The 12,432-nt window shown below is 66.0% G+C and carries 11 protein-coding genes and 3 tRNA genes; 6 read left to right on the top strand and 8 right to left on the bottom strand.

What is annotated here, in order from left to right; translation table 11 throughout:
- Nucleotides 1-79: 79 nt before the first annotated feature.
- From AB4070_RS15835 to AB4070_RS15855, 5 genes are all read right to left on the bottom strand, one after another.
- Complete coding sequence (locus AB4070_RS15835) at nucleotides 80-1,003, bottom strand: DUF2971 domain-containing protein (protein WP_441980945.1); 924 nt, start codon at nucleotides 1,001-1,003, stop codon at nucleotides 80-82.
- 151 nt (nucleotides 1,004-1,154) lie between these two features.
- Nucleotides 1,155-2,714 carry a P-loop ATPase, Sll1717 family gene (locus AB4070_RS15840; RefSeq protein ID WP_441980946.1) on the bottom strand — a complete coding sequence of 520 codons (1,560 nt, stop codon included), beginning with the start codon at nucleotides 2,712-2,714 and terminating at the stop codon, nucleotides 1,155-1,157.
- Nucleotides 2,715-3,274: 560 nt separating this feature from the next.
- A tRNA-Phe gene (locus tag AB4070_RS15845) sits at nucleotides 3,275-3,347 on the bottom strand.
- A 69-nt stretch (nucleotides 3,348-3,416) separates the two neighbouring features.
- Nucleotides 3,417-3,490, bottom strand: a tRNA-Asp gene (locus tag AB4070_RS15850).
- A gap of 27 nt (nucleotides 3,491-3,517) precedes the next feature.
- A tRNA-Glu gene (locus tag AB4070_RS15855) sits at nucleotides 3,518-3,590 on the bottom strand.
- 209 nt (nucleotides 3,591-3,799) lie between these two features.
- Here AB4070_RS15855 and AB4070_RS15860 point away from each other — a divergent pair.
- Complete coding sequence (locus tag AB4070_RS15860; protein WP_441980947.1) at nucleotides 3,800-5,185, top strand: peptidoglycan DD-metalloendopeptidase family protein; 1,386 nt, start codon at nucleotides 3,800-3,802, stop codon at nucleotides 5,183-5,185.
- A 72-nt stretch (nucleotides 5,186-5,257) separates the two neighbouring features.
- Here AB4070_RS15860 and AB4070_RS15865 read toward each other — a convergent pair whose 3' ends face one another.
- On the bottom strand, nucleotides 5,258-5,749 hold the full coding sequence (locus AB4070_RS15865) for an inorganic diphosphatase (protein ID WP_021198726.1): 492 nt from the start codon (nucleotides 5,747-5,749) through the stop codon (nucleotides 5,258-5,260).
- Between the two features lie 83 nt (nucleotides 5,750-5,832).
- On the bottom strand, nucleotides 5,833-6,498 hold the full coding sequence (locus tag AB4070_RS15870; protein WP_441980948.1) for a TMEM175 family protein: 666 nt from the start codon (nucleotides 6,496-6,498) through the stop codon (nucleotides 5,833-5,835).
- A gap of 83 nt (nucleotides 6,499-6,581) precedes the next feature.
- Here AB4070_RS15870 and tilS point away from each other — a divergent pair, with 83 nt between their 5' ends.
- Nucleotides 6,582-7,574, top strand: coding sequence for a tRNA lysidine(34) synthetase TilS (gene tilS, locus AB4070_RS15875; RefSeq protein WP_441980949.1), 993 nt, complete (start codon nucleotides 6,582-6,584; stop codon nucleotides 7,572-7,574).
- Nucleotides 7,575-7,616: 42 nt separating this feature from the next.
- Here the strand turns inward: tilS and AB4070_RS15880 are convergent, their stop codons facing one another.
- On the bottom strand, nucleotides 7,617-8,213 hold the full coding sequence (locus AB4070_RS15880) for a DUF937 domain-containing protein (RefSeq protein WP_441980950.1): 597 nt from the start codon (nucleotides 8,211-8,213) through the stop codon (nucleotides 7,617-7,619).
- A 132-nt stretch (nucleotides 8,214-8,345) separates the two neighbouring features.
- Between AB4070_RS15880 and hpt the strand changes: the two genes are divergently transcribed.
- The 4 genes from hpt (at nucleotide 8,346) to folP (ending at nucleotide 12,423) form a co-directional block, all read left to right on the top strand.
- Nucleotides 8,346-8,897 (top strand): hypoxanthine phosphoribosyltransferase, encoded by a 552-nt coding sequence (hpt, locus tag AB4070_RS15885; protein WP_046746747.1) that lies wholly within the window; start codon nucleotides 8,346-8,348, stop codon nucleotides 8,895-8,897.
- A 112-nt stretch (nucleotides 8,898-9,009) separates the two neighbouring features.
- A complete protein-coding gene (gene ftsH / locus AB4070_RS15890) occupies nucleotides 9,010-11,010 on the top strand; it encodes an ATP-dependent zinc metalloprotease FtsH (RefSeq protein ID WP_441980951.1) in 2,001 nt (666 codons plus the stop codon).
- A 1-nt stretch (nucleotide 11,011) separates the two neighbouring features.
- A complete protein-coding gene (folE, locus tag AB4070_RS15895) occupies nucleotides 11,012-11,617 on the top strand; it encodes a GTP cyclohydrolase I (protein ID WP_441980952.1) in 606 nt (201 codons plus the stop codon).
- On the top strand, nucleotides 11,614-12,423 hold the full coding sequence (gene folP, locus AB4070_RS15900) for a dihydropteroate synthase (RefSeq protein WP_441980953.1): 810 nt from the start codon (nucleotides 11,614-11,616) through the stop codon (nucleotides 12,421-12,423). The genes folE and folP overlap by 4 nt, the downstream gene beginning before the upstream one ends.
- Nucleotides 12,424-12,432: the final 9 nt, after the last annotated feature.

The following is a 12,432-nucleotide window of genomic DNA, read 5'->3' on the forward strand; positions in this document are numbered from 1 at the left end:
TTGAGTCGCACGTTCCGTTGCTGGTGCTGAGAGAGCGGTTAGCGGAGCCCAGGAGTATGGGACGGATGTGCCAGGCTGACTACTTCCTGCCGGCCGAGTTCATCGAATTAACGTAATCTTGCAAGAGCCCCGCTGAGGCAATCATTCGCCAAGGGTTACTTCTCGCCGCAAGAAACCGATCCGCTTCCTGGATCCTGCACCATGAGCAACTATTGCCCTCCTTCAGGGGCTCTCCGCACGATTGGCAAAAGTTCTCGGCTTCTGAGATTGCACCGTCCGCAAAGAAGCAAGTCAAGCCGTCCGAGTCCGTGAAGTAGGGAGTGATGCTACTTCGCCCGATCCTGCACTTGTACACGGTGCAACCGATTTCCGCTGCATGCGTGCGCAGTTTCGACTCCGTGTCGGCATCAACGTTCGGGCCGAGGATTACCGCGGTCACGCATTGGCTCGGGAGGTGAAGGACCGAAGCACCACCCTCTTGGACGAGCTTGGTCGCATCGTTCAGCACGAGACGCCGCTCCTTCTCGTACGACCAACAAGTAGCCTTCGTGAAGTAGGCGGCGTTGTAGACGCCGTTTCGGAGAAAGTAGATGTCTCTAGGCTTCTGGCGATACTGAGCGCGGGTGAGCAACCCCGCGAGTCCATCGGGGCTCGAGTCCAGGTACGCTACGTCCTGAATGACGCTGTCGTCGTTGAGTTCAGCACTCAGGGCGTCTTGATCTACTTCAATGACGAACCCCTGGCCGTTCCGGCCGTAGTGAGCCCACATCGGGACTACGTCAGGGTGACTCGAGAAGCATGTCGTGGGCATATCGTCTATCTCTCCGATTACCTCCTCGTAGAAGGCGAGGGTTTCGGGGGGAGAGCTACGATCCACGGTTAGAAACAGCTCAAAGGGGTCATTAAACTCCCTCGGAAGGGAGAACTTTAGAGACGCTCCATCATGCGACAGCGCTATGCCCGCAAGCTCGGGTCCGAGATACTTGTATAGCTTTCGGACCATGGGATTGCCTTTCGTCGGCCGCGTTCACTCTGGAGACGGCGGGGCGCTACGGCCCACAGGGCGTCAATCGTCCCGACTGCGGCCTTATTCGCGGGGGATCTGACGTGGATGTCGTGCGCAGTGGGGCAACCGGCACGGGGGCGGCACCGGCCTATTCGCTAGCGACAATCCGCAGTAGGCTTCGGGCGCCCTGTCGTGAGATCTCGTTCTTGCACTTTGGGCAGAAGAGTTCGACCCCCGAACCGATGGCTAGCTCGTGGCAGGTATCGCATTCAACGAGATACTCATCTAGTCGGCGTTCGATTTCTGCCTCATCTCGACTCCGCAGAACGAGACGGGGATCGGTAAAGGCGTAGATGTGGGGTGGGCGGTTGGCGGACCCGGTTTGGCGTTCACCCACCTTGACCACTGCTCCGACCGCACCCCACTGAATGATCTTCTGCCGCATCGAAGGGACGCCGATCTTGAAGACGTCGCTGGCAAGCTGCGAGGTGGTAAAGCTCGCGCCCGGGACACGCGTAAGTTCCGCTTCGATCTGCGGGAAGAGCTCTTCGGCTCGCTGATCCGAGAAGGCACGCACCCCTCGCATCAGGTCCTGGCGGCTGATTTGGTCCTCATCCCCTCCGCGAGTGGCCTCAGCAATCACGCGCTTCGCGAGGCGAATCATGTCTCGCGGTGACCCGTGCGCGAGGTAGCACAGCAGCTTGTGAGCATCGAGTTCCGCGCTGTCGTCTAGAAGGACGTTGAATGATGAGATCTTCTGGTCCGAGAAGGTACGGAGTCGGCGAGTGAGCATCTCCGAGAGCTCATCTACAGACCAGCGCAGGGTGTTAATCGCAATGCGATCAGGACGCCCGCCCTGAGTCTTGAAGAGCTCGTGCGTCTGATCCCAGAGGAATAGCTTGAAGCCGATTCCCGGTTGCTCGAGAGTGGGAAGACTTGTCACAAGCGTGCGAATCACATTGAACGCTGCGACCGGATCAGCTGCGGTGGCCGAAGTCTCATCTACTCGATCCACCAGAACGTAAACCGAACGCCAAGCAAGCTTGCGTGTGACAGCAACGAGGTCGCTCAGGAGGTCTTGCGCTCCCGCGGTGAGTGCTTCGGGCGATGAGATGAGCTCCGCGTTGATTGGTGATGCGGTCAGCCCTGCGGCGGCGGAGAGCGCGCTTACAGCTCCCGTTACGAGGCCCCCATACTTGACCCAAAGATCGCTTGCCTTGTCGTGACGACTCTTGACTCTGCTGAGCGCGGCGCGAAATTGCTTGGAAGTTAGAGTTGACAGGAGCGCAGCGGTCGCGGTCTTGAGAACTGACTTATCGTATTCATCGAGGTGAAACAGTGCTTCAGTCGGCTCGGCCTCAATCTCGGCCAAGATGGCCAATGTGAGCAGACGCGCGATCTGGAGCTGGTGCTGCTCGATAGTTGGCGTTGTGTCGCTTGCCCACTCAAAGTCCATGTAGGGGATGGCGAGATACGGCGCGGAGTCGTTCGCCGACTGCTGTTCGAGTACGCGGCGGAGGGCGGATTTCCCGGTGCCTCGTGGCGAAAAGATGATTGTCGGTTCCGGCGCTGTTGGATCCCCGAGAACGCTGGGGAAGTAAGGAGGCGGCACGAAGTAGTCGGCCAAATGCTCTTCACGGTCTGAGTCCCAGGTGGCGAAGGGATCGGATGTGAAGCCCGCTCTAGTCATGATCGACGATCGGGTCAAAGTCGTATCTCCTCATCTGCGGCTGCGAGCTGCGGCCAAGCATAGTGGTGTGCGGCACTGAGGAGCGCCCGGACCGCGGCTAGGCGAGGGTCGGCCTTGGACGAGTGGCAGAGTTCTCATCAGCTCGTAGCGGACGGGTGAAAGCCCGTTATGGGTCGCGAGCTCATCGGCTCTGGCGTAATCGAACCCGACTCCGAGCAGTGCCAAATCCCTCGATGCCAGAACGATGTCCGCGCACTCGCGCCAGAAGTTTTCTTGCCCTTCGACGGTCCTAACCGCCCGACGTGTTGCTCTGCGACAGCTGTACCCAGATGCTTTACGCCGATCTGTCTTGGAGTAGCTGGAGCGACTGAGCGACACAAAACCAGCACAAGCTCGCATCTTGCGAACGCCCGGCATCATTGCGCATGCTCGGCGGCAGCGAGTTCCACTTGCTCAATCGCTGTGCCCGTTCGCCCATGGATCCATCCCAGAAACCGCCCGCCCTGCGGGCAAAGCAAAACCCCCGCCATGTAGAAGCTAGGCGAGGGTTTCTGGAGTGATTGTAACGATCACTCGTGTGGCTCCGACCGGCATCGATCCGGTGACCTTTCGATTTTCAGTCGAACGCTCTACCAACTGAGCTACAGAGCCGCGCGACCGGCGAACCTGTCGCGTCCTAGACGAAGAGCCCTCTCCGAAGAAAGAGCTCGTCGCACGGAGCGACCCTGACGGGACTTGAACCCGCGACCTCCGCCGTGACAGGGCGGCACGCTAACCAACTGCGCTACAGGGCCATACTTGTTTAATTATATCGGAAGGTGTGACCCCAACGGGATTCGAACCCGTGCTACCGCCGTGAAAGGGCGGCGTCCTAGGCCGCTAAACGATGGGGCCGAGTCAGTCCCGGGGGACTTCCTTGCCGACGCTCAAGCATAAGGGATGTTTCAGGCAAATCGCGAATCGAGGGCGCGGCGCCGCAACCCGGGCGTGTTTCCGGGGCACGATCGAGGGGTCGGTGGAGGGCAGAGGAGCGGCCGTGCCCCTGGTGCGGATGTGAAAGTTGTTGTTACTGTGGCAACTGTGAAACCGGCGGAAGGGGCCGTGTGAACGACAAGATCACGCTGGATGCTGCGGTCGCAGCAGCGTCCGAGGACTGCGGCTGCGCGCCCACTCCCACAGAACGCCGCGCCTTCGGTACGACAGGCATCAGTCGTCGAGGAGCCCTCGGCATCGGCGCGCTCGGCGTCGTGGCGCTCAGCGCCTTCGGCATCACCAACGGTGTGAGTGCCGCGTATGCCGCCACGTACCCGAGCTGGGACGACGTGCAGCGGGCGAAGAACAATGAGGCGGCCAAGGCCACCGAGGTCTCGCGTATCGAAGGGCTGATCCAGTCCCTCACGCAGAAGGTCGCCGAGACGCAGGCCGCCGCGAAGGTCGCCTCCCAGGAGTTCTACGACGCGCAGCAGGCGTACTTCGCTGCAGCGACCGAAGCCGACACCCTGCAGGCCAAGGCCGACGAGCAGGCTGCGGTCGCCGACAGCTCTGCCCGCAAGGCGGGACAGGTCGCCGCGCAGCTCTACCGCAACGGCGGCGACGACACGTCCATGGAGCTGTTCTTCGCCGGGTCGGCGAACAACGCCGATGAGCTGCTCGCCCGCCTCGGCACGATGGACAAGCTGCTCGAGTACAACCAGTCGGTCTATGACAAGGCTGTCGCCGCTCGCAACTCCGCGCAGTCGCTCAGCGACCAGGCTGTCGTCGCTCGCAACGAACGCGACCGGCTGCAGAAGGTCGCCGAAGAGAAGATGGTCGTCGCGCAGCAGGCGGCGGAAGCCGCTCAGGCCGCCCTGGACGAGCAGTCCGCGAACCTCGCCACCATGCAGGCTCAGCTCGCGGCCCTCAAGGACGTGACCACTCAGACCGTGGCCGGCTATCAGGCCGGTGTCGAAGCCGAGGCGAAGGCCCGTCGCGAGCGCGAAGCCGCTGAGCGTGCTGCCGCAGCTGCGGCAGCCGCAGCCGGCGGTGGCGGTGGCGGTGGTGGCGGCGGCGGAGGTGGCGGAAGCCAGGGCTCCGGCGGCTGGTGCCGTCCGCACGGCGGCGGGAAGAGCTCGGGCTACGGTCCTCGCTCCGTGCAGTGCGGCTCGCAGGGCTGCTCCTCGTCCTTCCACTACGGAACCGACTTCGCCAACGGCTGTGGCTCTCCGATCTATGCCGCGAACTCCGGGACCGTCGACTATGCGGGCCCCAACTCCGGTTACGGCAACTACATCCGCATCCAGCACGGCGGCGGCATCGGCACGGGCTACGCCCACATCCGCGACGGCGGCATCCTCGTCCGTTCGGGTCAGCGCGTGAACTCCGGCCAGGTCATCGCGTATGCGGGCAACACCGGCCGCTCGTTCGGCTGCCACCTGCACTTCGAGGTCTACGTCGGCGGTCGCCCCGTGAACCCCGTCGCGTTCCTCGGCGATCGCGGAGTGTCGGCCTGAGTCCCTCCCTCCTGACATGCAGAAGACCCCCGGCCGCTGAGCGGAACCGGGGGTCTTCTGCGTGCGTGAGGGTCAGTGACCCTGCTCGCCGAAACGGACGATCGCCTCGTCGAGGATGCGCTGCGCCTCGGCGGCATTCCCCCACTCGTCGACCTTGACCCACTTGTTGGGCTCGAGGTCCTTGTAGTGCTCGAAGAAGTGCGAGATCTCCTTCTTCGTGTACTCGGCGATGTCGTCGATGTCCTGGATGTGCGCCCAACGCGGGTCCTTCGAGAGCACGGCCACGAGCTTGTCGTCTCCGCCGGCCTCGTCGCTCATCTTGAGCACGGCGACGGGGCGGACCTCCACGACGACGCCGGGGTAGATGGCGTGGTCGAGCAGCACGAGCACGTCGAGCGGGTCGCCGTCCTCGCCGAGCGTGTTGTCGAAGTAGCCGTAGTCGGCCGGGTAGCCGAAGGTCGTGTAGAGCACGCGGTCGAGGTGCACTCGCCCGGTCTCGTGGTCGACCTCGTACTTCACGCGGCTGCCGCGCGGGATCTCGATGACGGCGTCGTGTGCGCCCATGCGTGTGCTCCTCAGGAAAAGTTCGGTTGGATGCCGCCGACTAGCCTACCTGCGGCGCTCGCACCCCCGTCGGCCGCGAACGCTCAGGATCCGGCGTCGGTCTCCGGCCGGGGCGCTTCGGTTCCGCGCTTGCGCAGCAGCCGGTTCAGCAGCCTGCTCGTCGGGTCGCTGAGCAGCAGCAGGAAGAGTCCGGCGTACCCGTTCGGAGCGGCGAGGACGGCGATGGCGAGCGCCGCGGCGAACAGGATGATCGCCGCGAGGTCGCCGATCGCCCCCAGCCGGATCGTCTCGGTCGACGCCGTGGTGAGTTCGCGGTGACGCGCGAGATAGAGCCAGCCGGCGAGAGTCGTCACCTGCGTCATGATCAGCGTGCCGATGTAGACCACCGCCTGGAGGGCATCGGTGTCCATCTGCCCGATCATCGCCGTGGGAACGGGCAGCCAGACGATCGTCGCCATCCACGCGACGTTGATCCACAGCAGGGGGACCGTGACCCACTCCACGTCGCGGTACTGACGATGGTGGCCCATCCAGAACGTCGCGATGAGGAGGAAGCTCAACCCGAAGCTGAGCAGCTGACCCGCGTGCTCGTTCAGGAACTCGGCGGTGGTCAGCTGACCGGAAGCCGCTTCGGAGACCGACTCCATCAGCGGGAGGATGAGCAGGGTCATGGCGATCGCGACGACGGCATCGACGAAGGCCTTGAACCTCTCGGTGCGGAACGGTCGTGTGCTCGTCTCATCGGTCACGGCGTCAGGATAGCCCCGCCCGCGGCCGTCGCCGGCGATCGGGACAGGGCGCGCCGTTCCTTGCGGTGCCCTAGCGTGGAGGCGTGCCGTCACTCGCTCCCGCCATCGCCGAGATCCGCCTCGCCGTGCGCACCGCGCTCGCCGACCTTCCCGAGGGAGCGGCCGTCATCGTCGCCCTGTCCGGGGGTGCGGATTCGCTCGCGCTCGCCGCGGCCGTCGCGTTCGAAGCGCCCAAGCTCGGACTTCGTGCCGCGTCCCTGACCGTCGATCACGGCCTGCAGCACGACTCGGCAGAGGTCGCTTCCGCGGCGGCTCGTGCTGCCGCCGACCTCGGCCTCGACCCGTTGATCGTGCGCGTGGACGTCGCAGGGGAGGGCGGTCCCGAGGCCGCCGCCCGAGAGGCGCGATACCGGGTGCTGCGAGACGCGGCTGCCGACGCCGGAGCCGCCGCCGTGCTTCTCGGGCACACGCTCGACGACCAGGCGGAGACCGTTCTGCTCGGCCTGGCTCGTGGCTCCGGGGCCGCCAGCCTGCAGGGGATGGCTCCGGTCCGTGCGGACGAGGACGGTGTGCGATGGGTGCGTCCGCTCCTGGGCGTGCGCCGCGAGACGACCCGCGCTTTCTGCGTCGCCTCCGACCTCACACCGTGGGACGACCCGCACAACCGCGACGACCGCTACGCCAGGGTCCGGGTGCGCGAGCGCGTGCTCCCGGTGCTCGAAGACGAGCTCGGTCCCGGCATCGCCGAGGCCCTCGCCCGCACGGCGGAGCAGCTCCGGGAGGACGCGGAGGCGTTCGACGAGATGATCCACGAGACGATCGAGGACATCGTCGAGCATGCGGAAGCCGGGATCTCCGTCAGCGTGGCGGCGCTCGCCGCGAATCCCGCCGCACTGCGCAACCGGATCATCCGGCTCGTCGTCGACAGCGAGTTCGGGGTGAGCCTGACCAGGTCGCAGACGATCGAGGTCGCGCGGCTGGTGACCGACTGGAGCGGTCAGGGGCCGATCGACCTGCCGGAATGCTCGGCCGTGCGCCGCGGGGGGCGCCTCGTCTTCGCCGCATCCGGTCGCTGAGCGGGGACCACCGCCGCGCGACCGGATGCGTGCATCGTGGTTCTACTTCTTGCCGCCGAACAGTCCGCCGAGAATCCCGCCGAGGTCGATGCCGCCGCCGGAACCGCTGCCGTTGCCGCCGCCGAGGAGTCCGCCGATGACATCGCCGATGCCGTCGGACGAGCCGCCGCTGTTGCCGCCACCCAGCAGTCCGCCGATCACATCGCCGATACCGCCGGAGCCCTCCGCGCCCGCGTCGGCCTTCGCCGACTTGTCCTTGGTCGCGTTGGCGATCAGGCCCATCACGATCGGGGCGAGGATCGGGAGGAGCTTGCCGAAGTCGATGCCGGGGGTCGCCTTCGACTCCGTGAGCTCCTTCGTCACCTCTTTCTCCTTCGAACCGAGGATGTGGGAGACGATCTTGCCGCCGTCGGCCTGATCGATGTCGTCGACCTTCGCCGCGCCGGAAGCACCCTCATGCTTCTTCAGCGCGTTCCGGATCGCCGCGGAGCCCTCATCAGTCTCGGCGTTCTTGGCGAGGCCGCCGAGCAGCACCGCACCGCCCTGCTCGACCGCGACCTTGGCTTCGTCCCGCGAGACGCCCAGCTTCTCGGCGATGTCGTCGATCGGCACCTGGTTGAGGATGTCGTCAAGAGCCATGGTGAATCCTTCCCTCGGGGCGTCCGCCCGCATCACCGCTCACAGTAGTGCGGATGCCGGGCGAGGGGCAGATGCCGTCCCGATGAACAGACCTGGGACCGAGCATCCGATCGCGTCGCCTAAAATCGATCCATGCGCGCCGCGGAGATCCAGGACGACCTTGCACAGATCCTCGTCACCGAGGAGGAGATCCACGCCAAGCTCGACGAGCTCGCAGCGCAGGTCGCCGAGGACTACGCGGGCAAGGACCTTCTCCTCGTCGGCGTGCTGAAGGGCGCGGTCATGGTGATGGCCGACTTCGCGCGGGCGCTGCCGTTCCACGCTCCGATGGACTGGATGGCGGTGTCGAGCTACGGCGCCAGCACGAAGTCGAGCGGCGTGGTGCAGATCCGGAAGGACCTCGACACGGACCTCAACGGCAAGCATGTGCTCATCGTCGAGGACATCATCGATTCCGGCCTCACGCTGAGCTGGCTGCTGGAGAACTTCGGATCGCGCGGCGCGGAGTCGATCGAGGTGCTGGCGCTCCTGCGCAAGCCCGAGGCGGCGAAGGTCGAGATCGACTGCAAGTACGTCGGTTTCGACATCCCGGTGGAGTTCGTCGTCGGTTACGGCCTCGACTACGCCGAGCGCTACCGCAACCTGCGCGACGTCGCCGTGCTCGCCCCGCACGTCTATTCCTGAGGCCGCAGACCCGGCCGCGGTGACGGGGCGACTCCGACCTCGCCGTCGAACGCTACGCCGTGGGTGAACGCACAGCGACCCCCTAGGGCGCTCGCGATACGCTGATCCGATCATGGATGTGAAGAAGCTCACCCGGAATCCGCTGATCTACGTCGCGCTGATCGGCGTGCTCCTGTTCGGCGGTTTCCTGCTGATCTCGAATCTGGGTGCGCCCAAGCAGATCACGACGCAGGAGGGGCTGAAGCTCCTCTCCGGCACCACGGTGACCGAGGTCGTCAACACCGATGGCGATCAGCGCGTCGACATGACGCTCTCCAAGCCGTTCCAGGGTTCCGAGAACGTCCAGTTCTACTACGTCGACGCGCGCGCCGACGAGGTCGTCAAGGCCGTGAACGATGCGGCGCCGAAGGACGGCTTCAACGACGCCGTCCCGCGTGCGACCTGGTTCGACGGCTTCCTCTCCCTGCTTCTTCCCCTCGTGCTGCTCGGTCTGCTGTTCTGGTGGCTCCTGTCCTCCATGCAGGGCGGCGGCGGCAAGGTGATGCAGTTCGGCAAGTCCAAGGCCAAGCTCGTCAGCAAGGAGACCCCGACCGTCACCTTCGCCGATGTGGCCGGTGCCGACGAGGCCATCGAGGAGCTCCACGAGATCAAGGAGTTCCTCCAGGACCCCGCGAAGTTCCAGGCCATCGGCGCCCGCATCCCGAAGGGCGTGCTGCTGTACGGCCCTCCCGGAACCGGAAAGACCCTCCTCGCCCGCGCCGTCGCCGGTGAGGCCGGTGCCCCGTTCTACTCGATCTCCGGTTCCGACTTCGTCGAGATGTTCGTCGGCGTCGGTGCCTCCCGCGTGCGCGACCTCTTCAGCCAGGCCAAGGAGAACGCTCCGGCCATCATCTTCATCGACGAGATCGACGCCGTCGGTCGCCACCGCGGCGCCGGCATGGGCGGCGGAAACGACGAGCGCGAGCAGACGCTGAACCAGATGCTCGTCGAGATGGACGGCTTCGACCCGAACGCGAACGTGATCGTGATCGCGGCCACCAACCGTCCGGACATCCTCGACCCCGCACTGCTGCGCCCCGGCCGCTTCGACCGTCAGATCGGCGTCGACGCCCCTGACCTCAAGGGTCGCCAGAAGATCCTCAAGGTGCACAGCAAGGGCAAGCCGCTGTCGAAGAACGTCGACCTCGAAGTCGTCGCCCGCAAGACCCCCGGCTTCACCGGAGCCGACCTGGCGAACGTGCTGAACGAGGCTGCGCTGCTCACGGCCCGCTCGAACGCGCAGCTCATCGACAACCGGGCACTCGACGAGGCCATCGACCGTGTGATCGCGGGTCCGCAGCGCCGCACCCGCGTGATGAAGGACAAGGAGAAGCTCATCACGGCCTACCACGAGGGCGGACACGCGCTCGCGGCGGCGGCGATGAACTACACCGACCCGGTGACCAAGATCACGATCCTGCCCCGTGGCAAGGCGCTCGGCTACACGATGGTGCTGCCGCTCGACGACAAGTACTCGGTCACCCGCAACGAACTTCAGGACCAGCTCACCTACGCCATGGGCGGCCGCGTCGCGGAGGAGATCGTCTTCCACGACCCCACCACCGGCGCCTCGAACGACATCGAGAAGGCGACCTCGATCGCCCGCAAGATGGTCATCGAGTACGGCATGACGACGCAGGTCGGTCCGGTCAAACTCGGCACCGAGGGCGGCGACATGTTCGTCGCACGCGACATGGGCCGTGGCCGCGAGTACTCCGAGAAGGTCGCCGAGCGCGTCGACGCCGAGGTGCGCGCGCTCATCGAGCAGGCGCACAACGAGGCCTACGAGGTCATCAGCGAGAACCGCGACATCCTCGACAAGCTCGCCCTGGCCCTGCTCGAGGAGGAGACCCTCGACCACAACCAGATCGCGGAGATCTTCACCGAGATCAAGAAGCTGCCGGAGCGCCCGCTCTGGCTCTCGAGCGAAGGTCGTCCGGTCTCGGAGCGCCCTCCGATCGAGGTGCCGAAGAAGGACGTCTCGCTGGCGGCATCCGTCGAGGCTCCGGCCGGCGCGCCGCGCACGCAGCAGGGCTCGGCGGGAGCAGGGAACCCGCGGCCTGCGACGGCGTGACGTGACGGTCGACAGAGAGCGCATCGAGCGGCTCACGCGAGAGCTTCTCGCGGCGATCGGCGAAGACCCGGACCGACCGGGGCTGAAGCAGACCCCGACGCGGATGGCTGAGCTGTACACGGAGTTCTTCTCGGGAGTGGGTGAGGATCCGGCTGAACCGCTCGCGCGGACCATCAGCGTCTCCCGAGGCCCCGCGCCCGACACGCTGCCCTCCGGCGCCGTGCTGCTGCGGGGCATCCGCTTCCGCTCCGTCTGCGAGCACCACCTGCTGCCCTTCGCCGGGCACGCGCACATCGCCTATCTCCCCGGCGAGCAGGTCGTGGGGTTGGGAGCGCTCGTGCGGGTCGTCGAGATCCTCGCCGCGCGTCCGCAGGTGCAGGAACGGCTGGGCGAGCAGATCGCCGACACCATCGCGGAGCACCTCGACACCCGCGGTGTGCTGGTCGTGCTCGATGCGGCGCACGGCTGCGTCACCATGCGCGGCGGACGCCAGACCGAGGCCTCGACACTCACCATCGCGGCGCGCGGTGAGTACAACGATCCCGTCTCCCGGGCCGAGCTGATCACTCTGATCGGCGCGGGTGGCTTCGGAGCAGCGCACGGATGACGGGCATCTGGGGCATCGTCAACGTCACTCCCGACTCGTTCAGCGATGGGGGCCGCTACCTCGACGTCGACCGCGCGGTGGCCCACGGGCTGCGGCTCCGCGCCGAGGGAGCAGCTGTGCTCGATGTGGGTGGTGAATCGACCAGGCCCGGCGCCGACCGGGTCGGCACCGACGTCGAACAGCAGCGAGTGATCCCGGTCATCGAACAGCTCGCTGCCGCTGGCGTGCCGGTCAGCATCGATACGCTCAGCGCCGCCACGGCAGCCGCCGCCGTGCGTGCGGGGGCCCGGATCGTCAACGACGTCTCCGGGGGCCTCGCCGACCCGGAGATGCGCGCTGCCGTCGCGGAGTCCGGCGCCGACTTCGCGATCGGGCACTGGCGTGGGTTCTCCGCGGACATGTACGCCAACGCCGAGTATCACCGCGTCGCACGCGAGGTCGCCGGCGAGCTGCAGGAGCGCATCGGCGAGGCGGCCTCATCGGGGATCGCGCCGTCTCGCCTCATCGTCGATCCCGGCATCGGGTTCGCGAAGTCGGGAGCGCAGAACTGGGACATGCTGCGAGGGCTCGACGAGGTCGTCGCACTCGGCCCTCGGGTGCTGATCGGCACGTCGCGCAAGCGGTTCCTCGCAGAGGTCCTCCGTCAGGAGACAGGTCCCGACGAGGAGGTCTCCGAATCCCGTCGCGACCTCGCCACCGCCGTCACCAGTGCGCTCGCGGTCAGAGCCGGAGTGTGGGCCGTGCGTGTGCACGACGTGGCATCCACGCGCGACGCCCTCGCGATCGCGCACGCCTGGGAAGGCTGAGGGCGTCTC

This window comes from Microbacterium sp. 2RAF4 (genome assembly GCF_052115285.1).
Classification (GTDB): domain Bacteria; phylum Actinomycetota; class Actinomycetes; order Actinomycetales; family Microbacteriaceae; genus Microbacterium; species Microbacterium oxydans.

Excerpts from the sequence above, each read along its gene's own strand:
- AB4070_RS15835 (WP_441980945.1), bottom strand. The coding sequence starts at position 1,003 with ATGGTCCGAAAGCTATACAAGTATCTCGGACCCGAGCTTGCGGGCATA.
- AB4070_RS15865 (WP_021198726.1), bottom strand. The coding sequence starts at position 5,749 with ATGGGCGCACACGACGCCGTCATCGAGATCCCGCGCGGCAGCCGCGTG.
- AB4070_RS15880 (WP_441980950.1), bottom strand. The coding sequence starts at position 8,213 with ATGGCTCTTGACGACATCCTCAACCAGGTGCCGATCGACGACATCGCC.
- hpt (WP_046746747.1), top strand. The coding sequence starts at position 8,346 with ATGCGCGCCGCGGAGATCCAGGACGACCTTGCACAGATCCTCGTCACC.
- ftsH (WP_441980951.1), top strand. The coding sequence starts at position 9,010 with ATGGATGTGAAGAAGCTCACCCGGAATCCGCTGATCTACGTCGCGCTG.
- folP (WP_441980953.1), top strand. The coding sequence starts at position 11,614 with ATGACGGGCATCTGGGGCATCGTCAACGTCACTCCCGACTCGTTCAGC.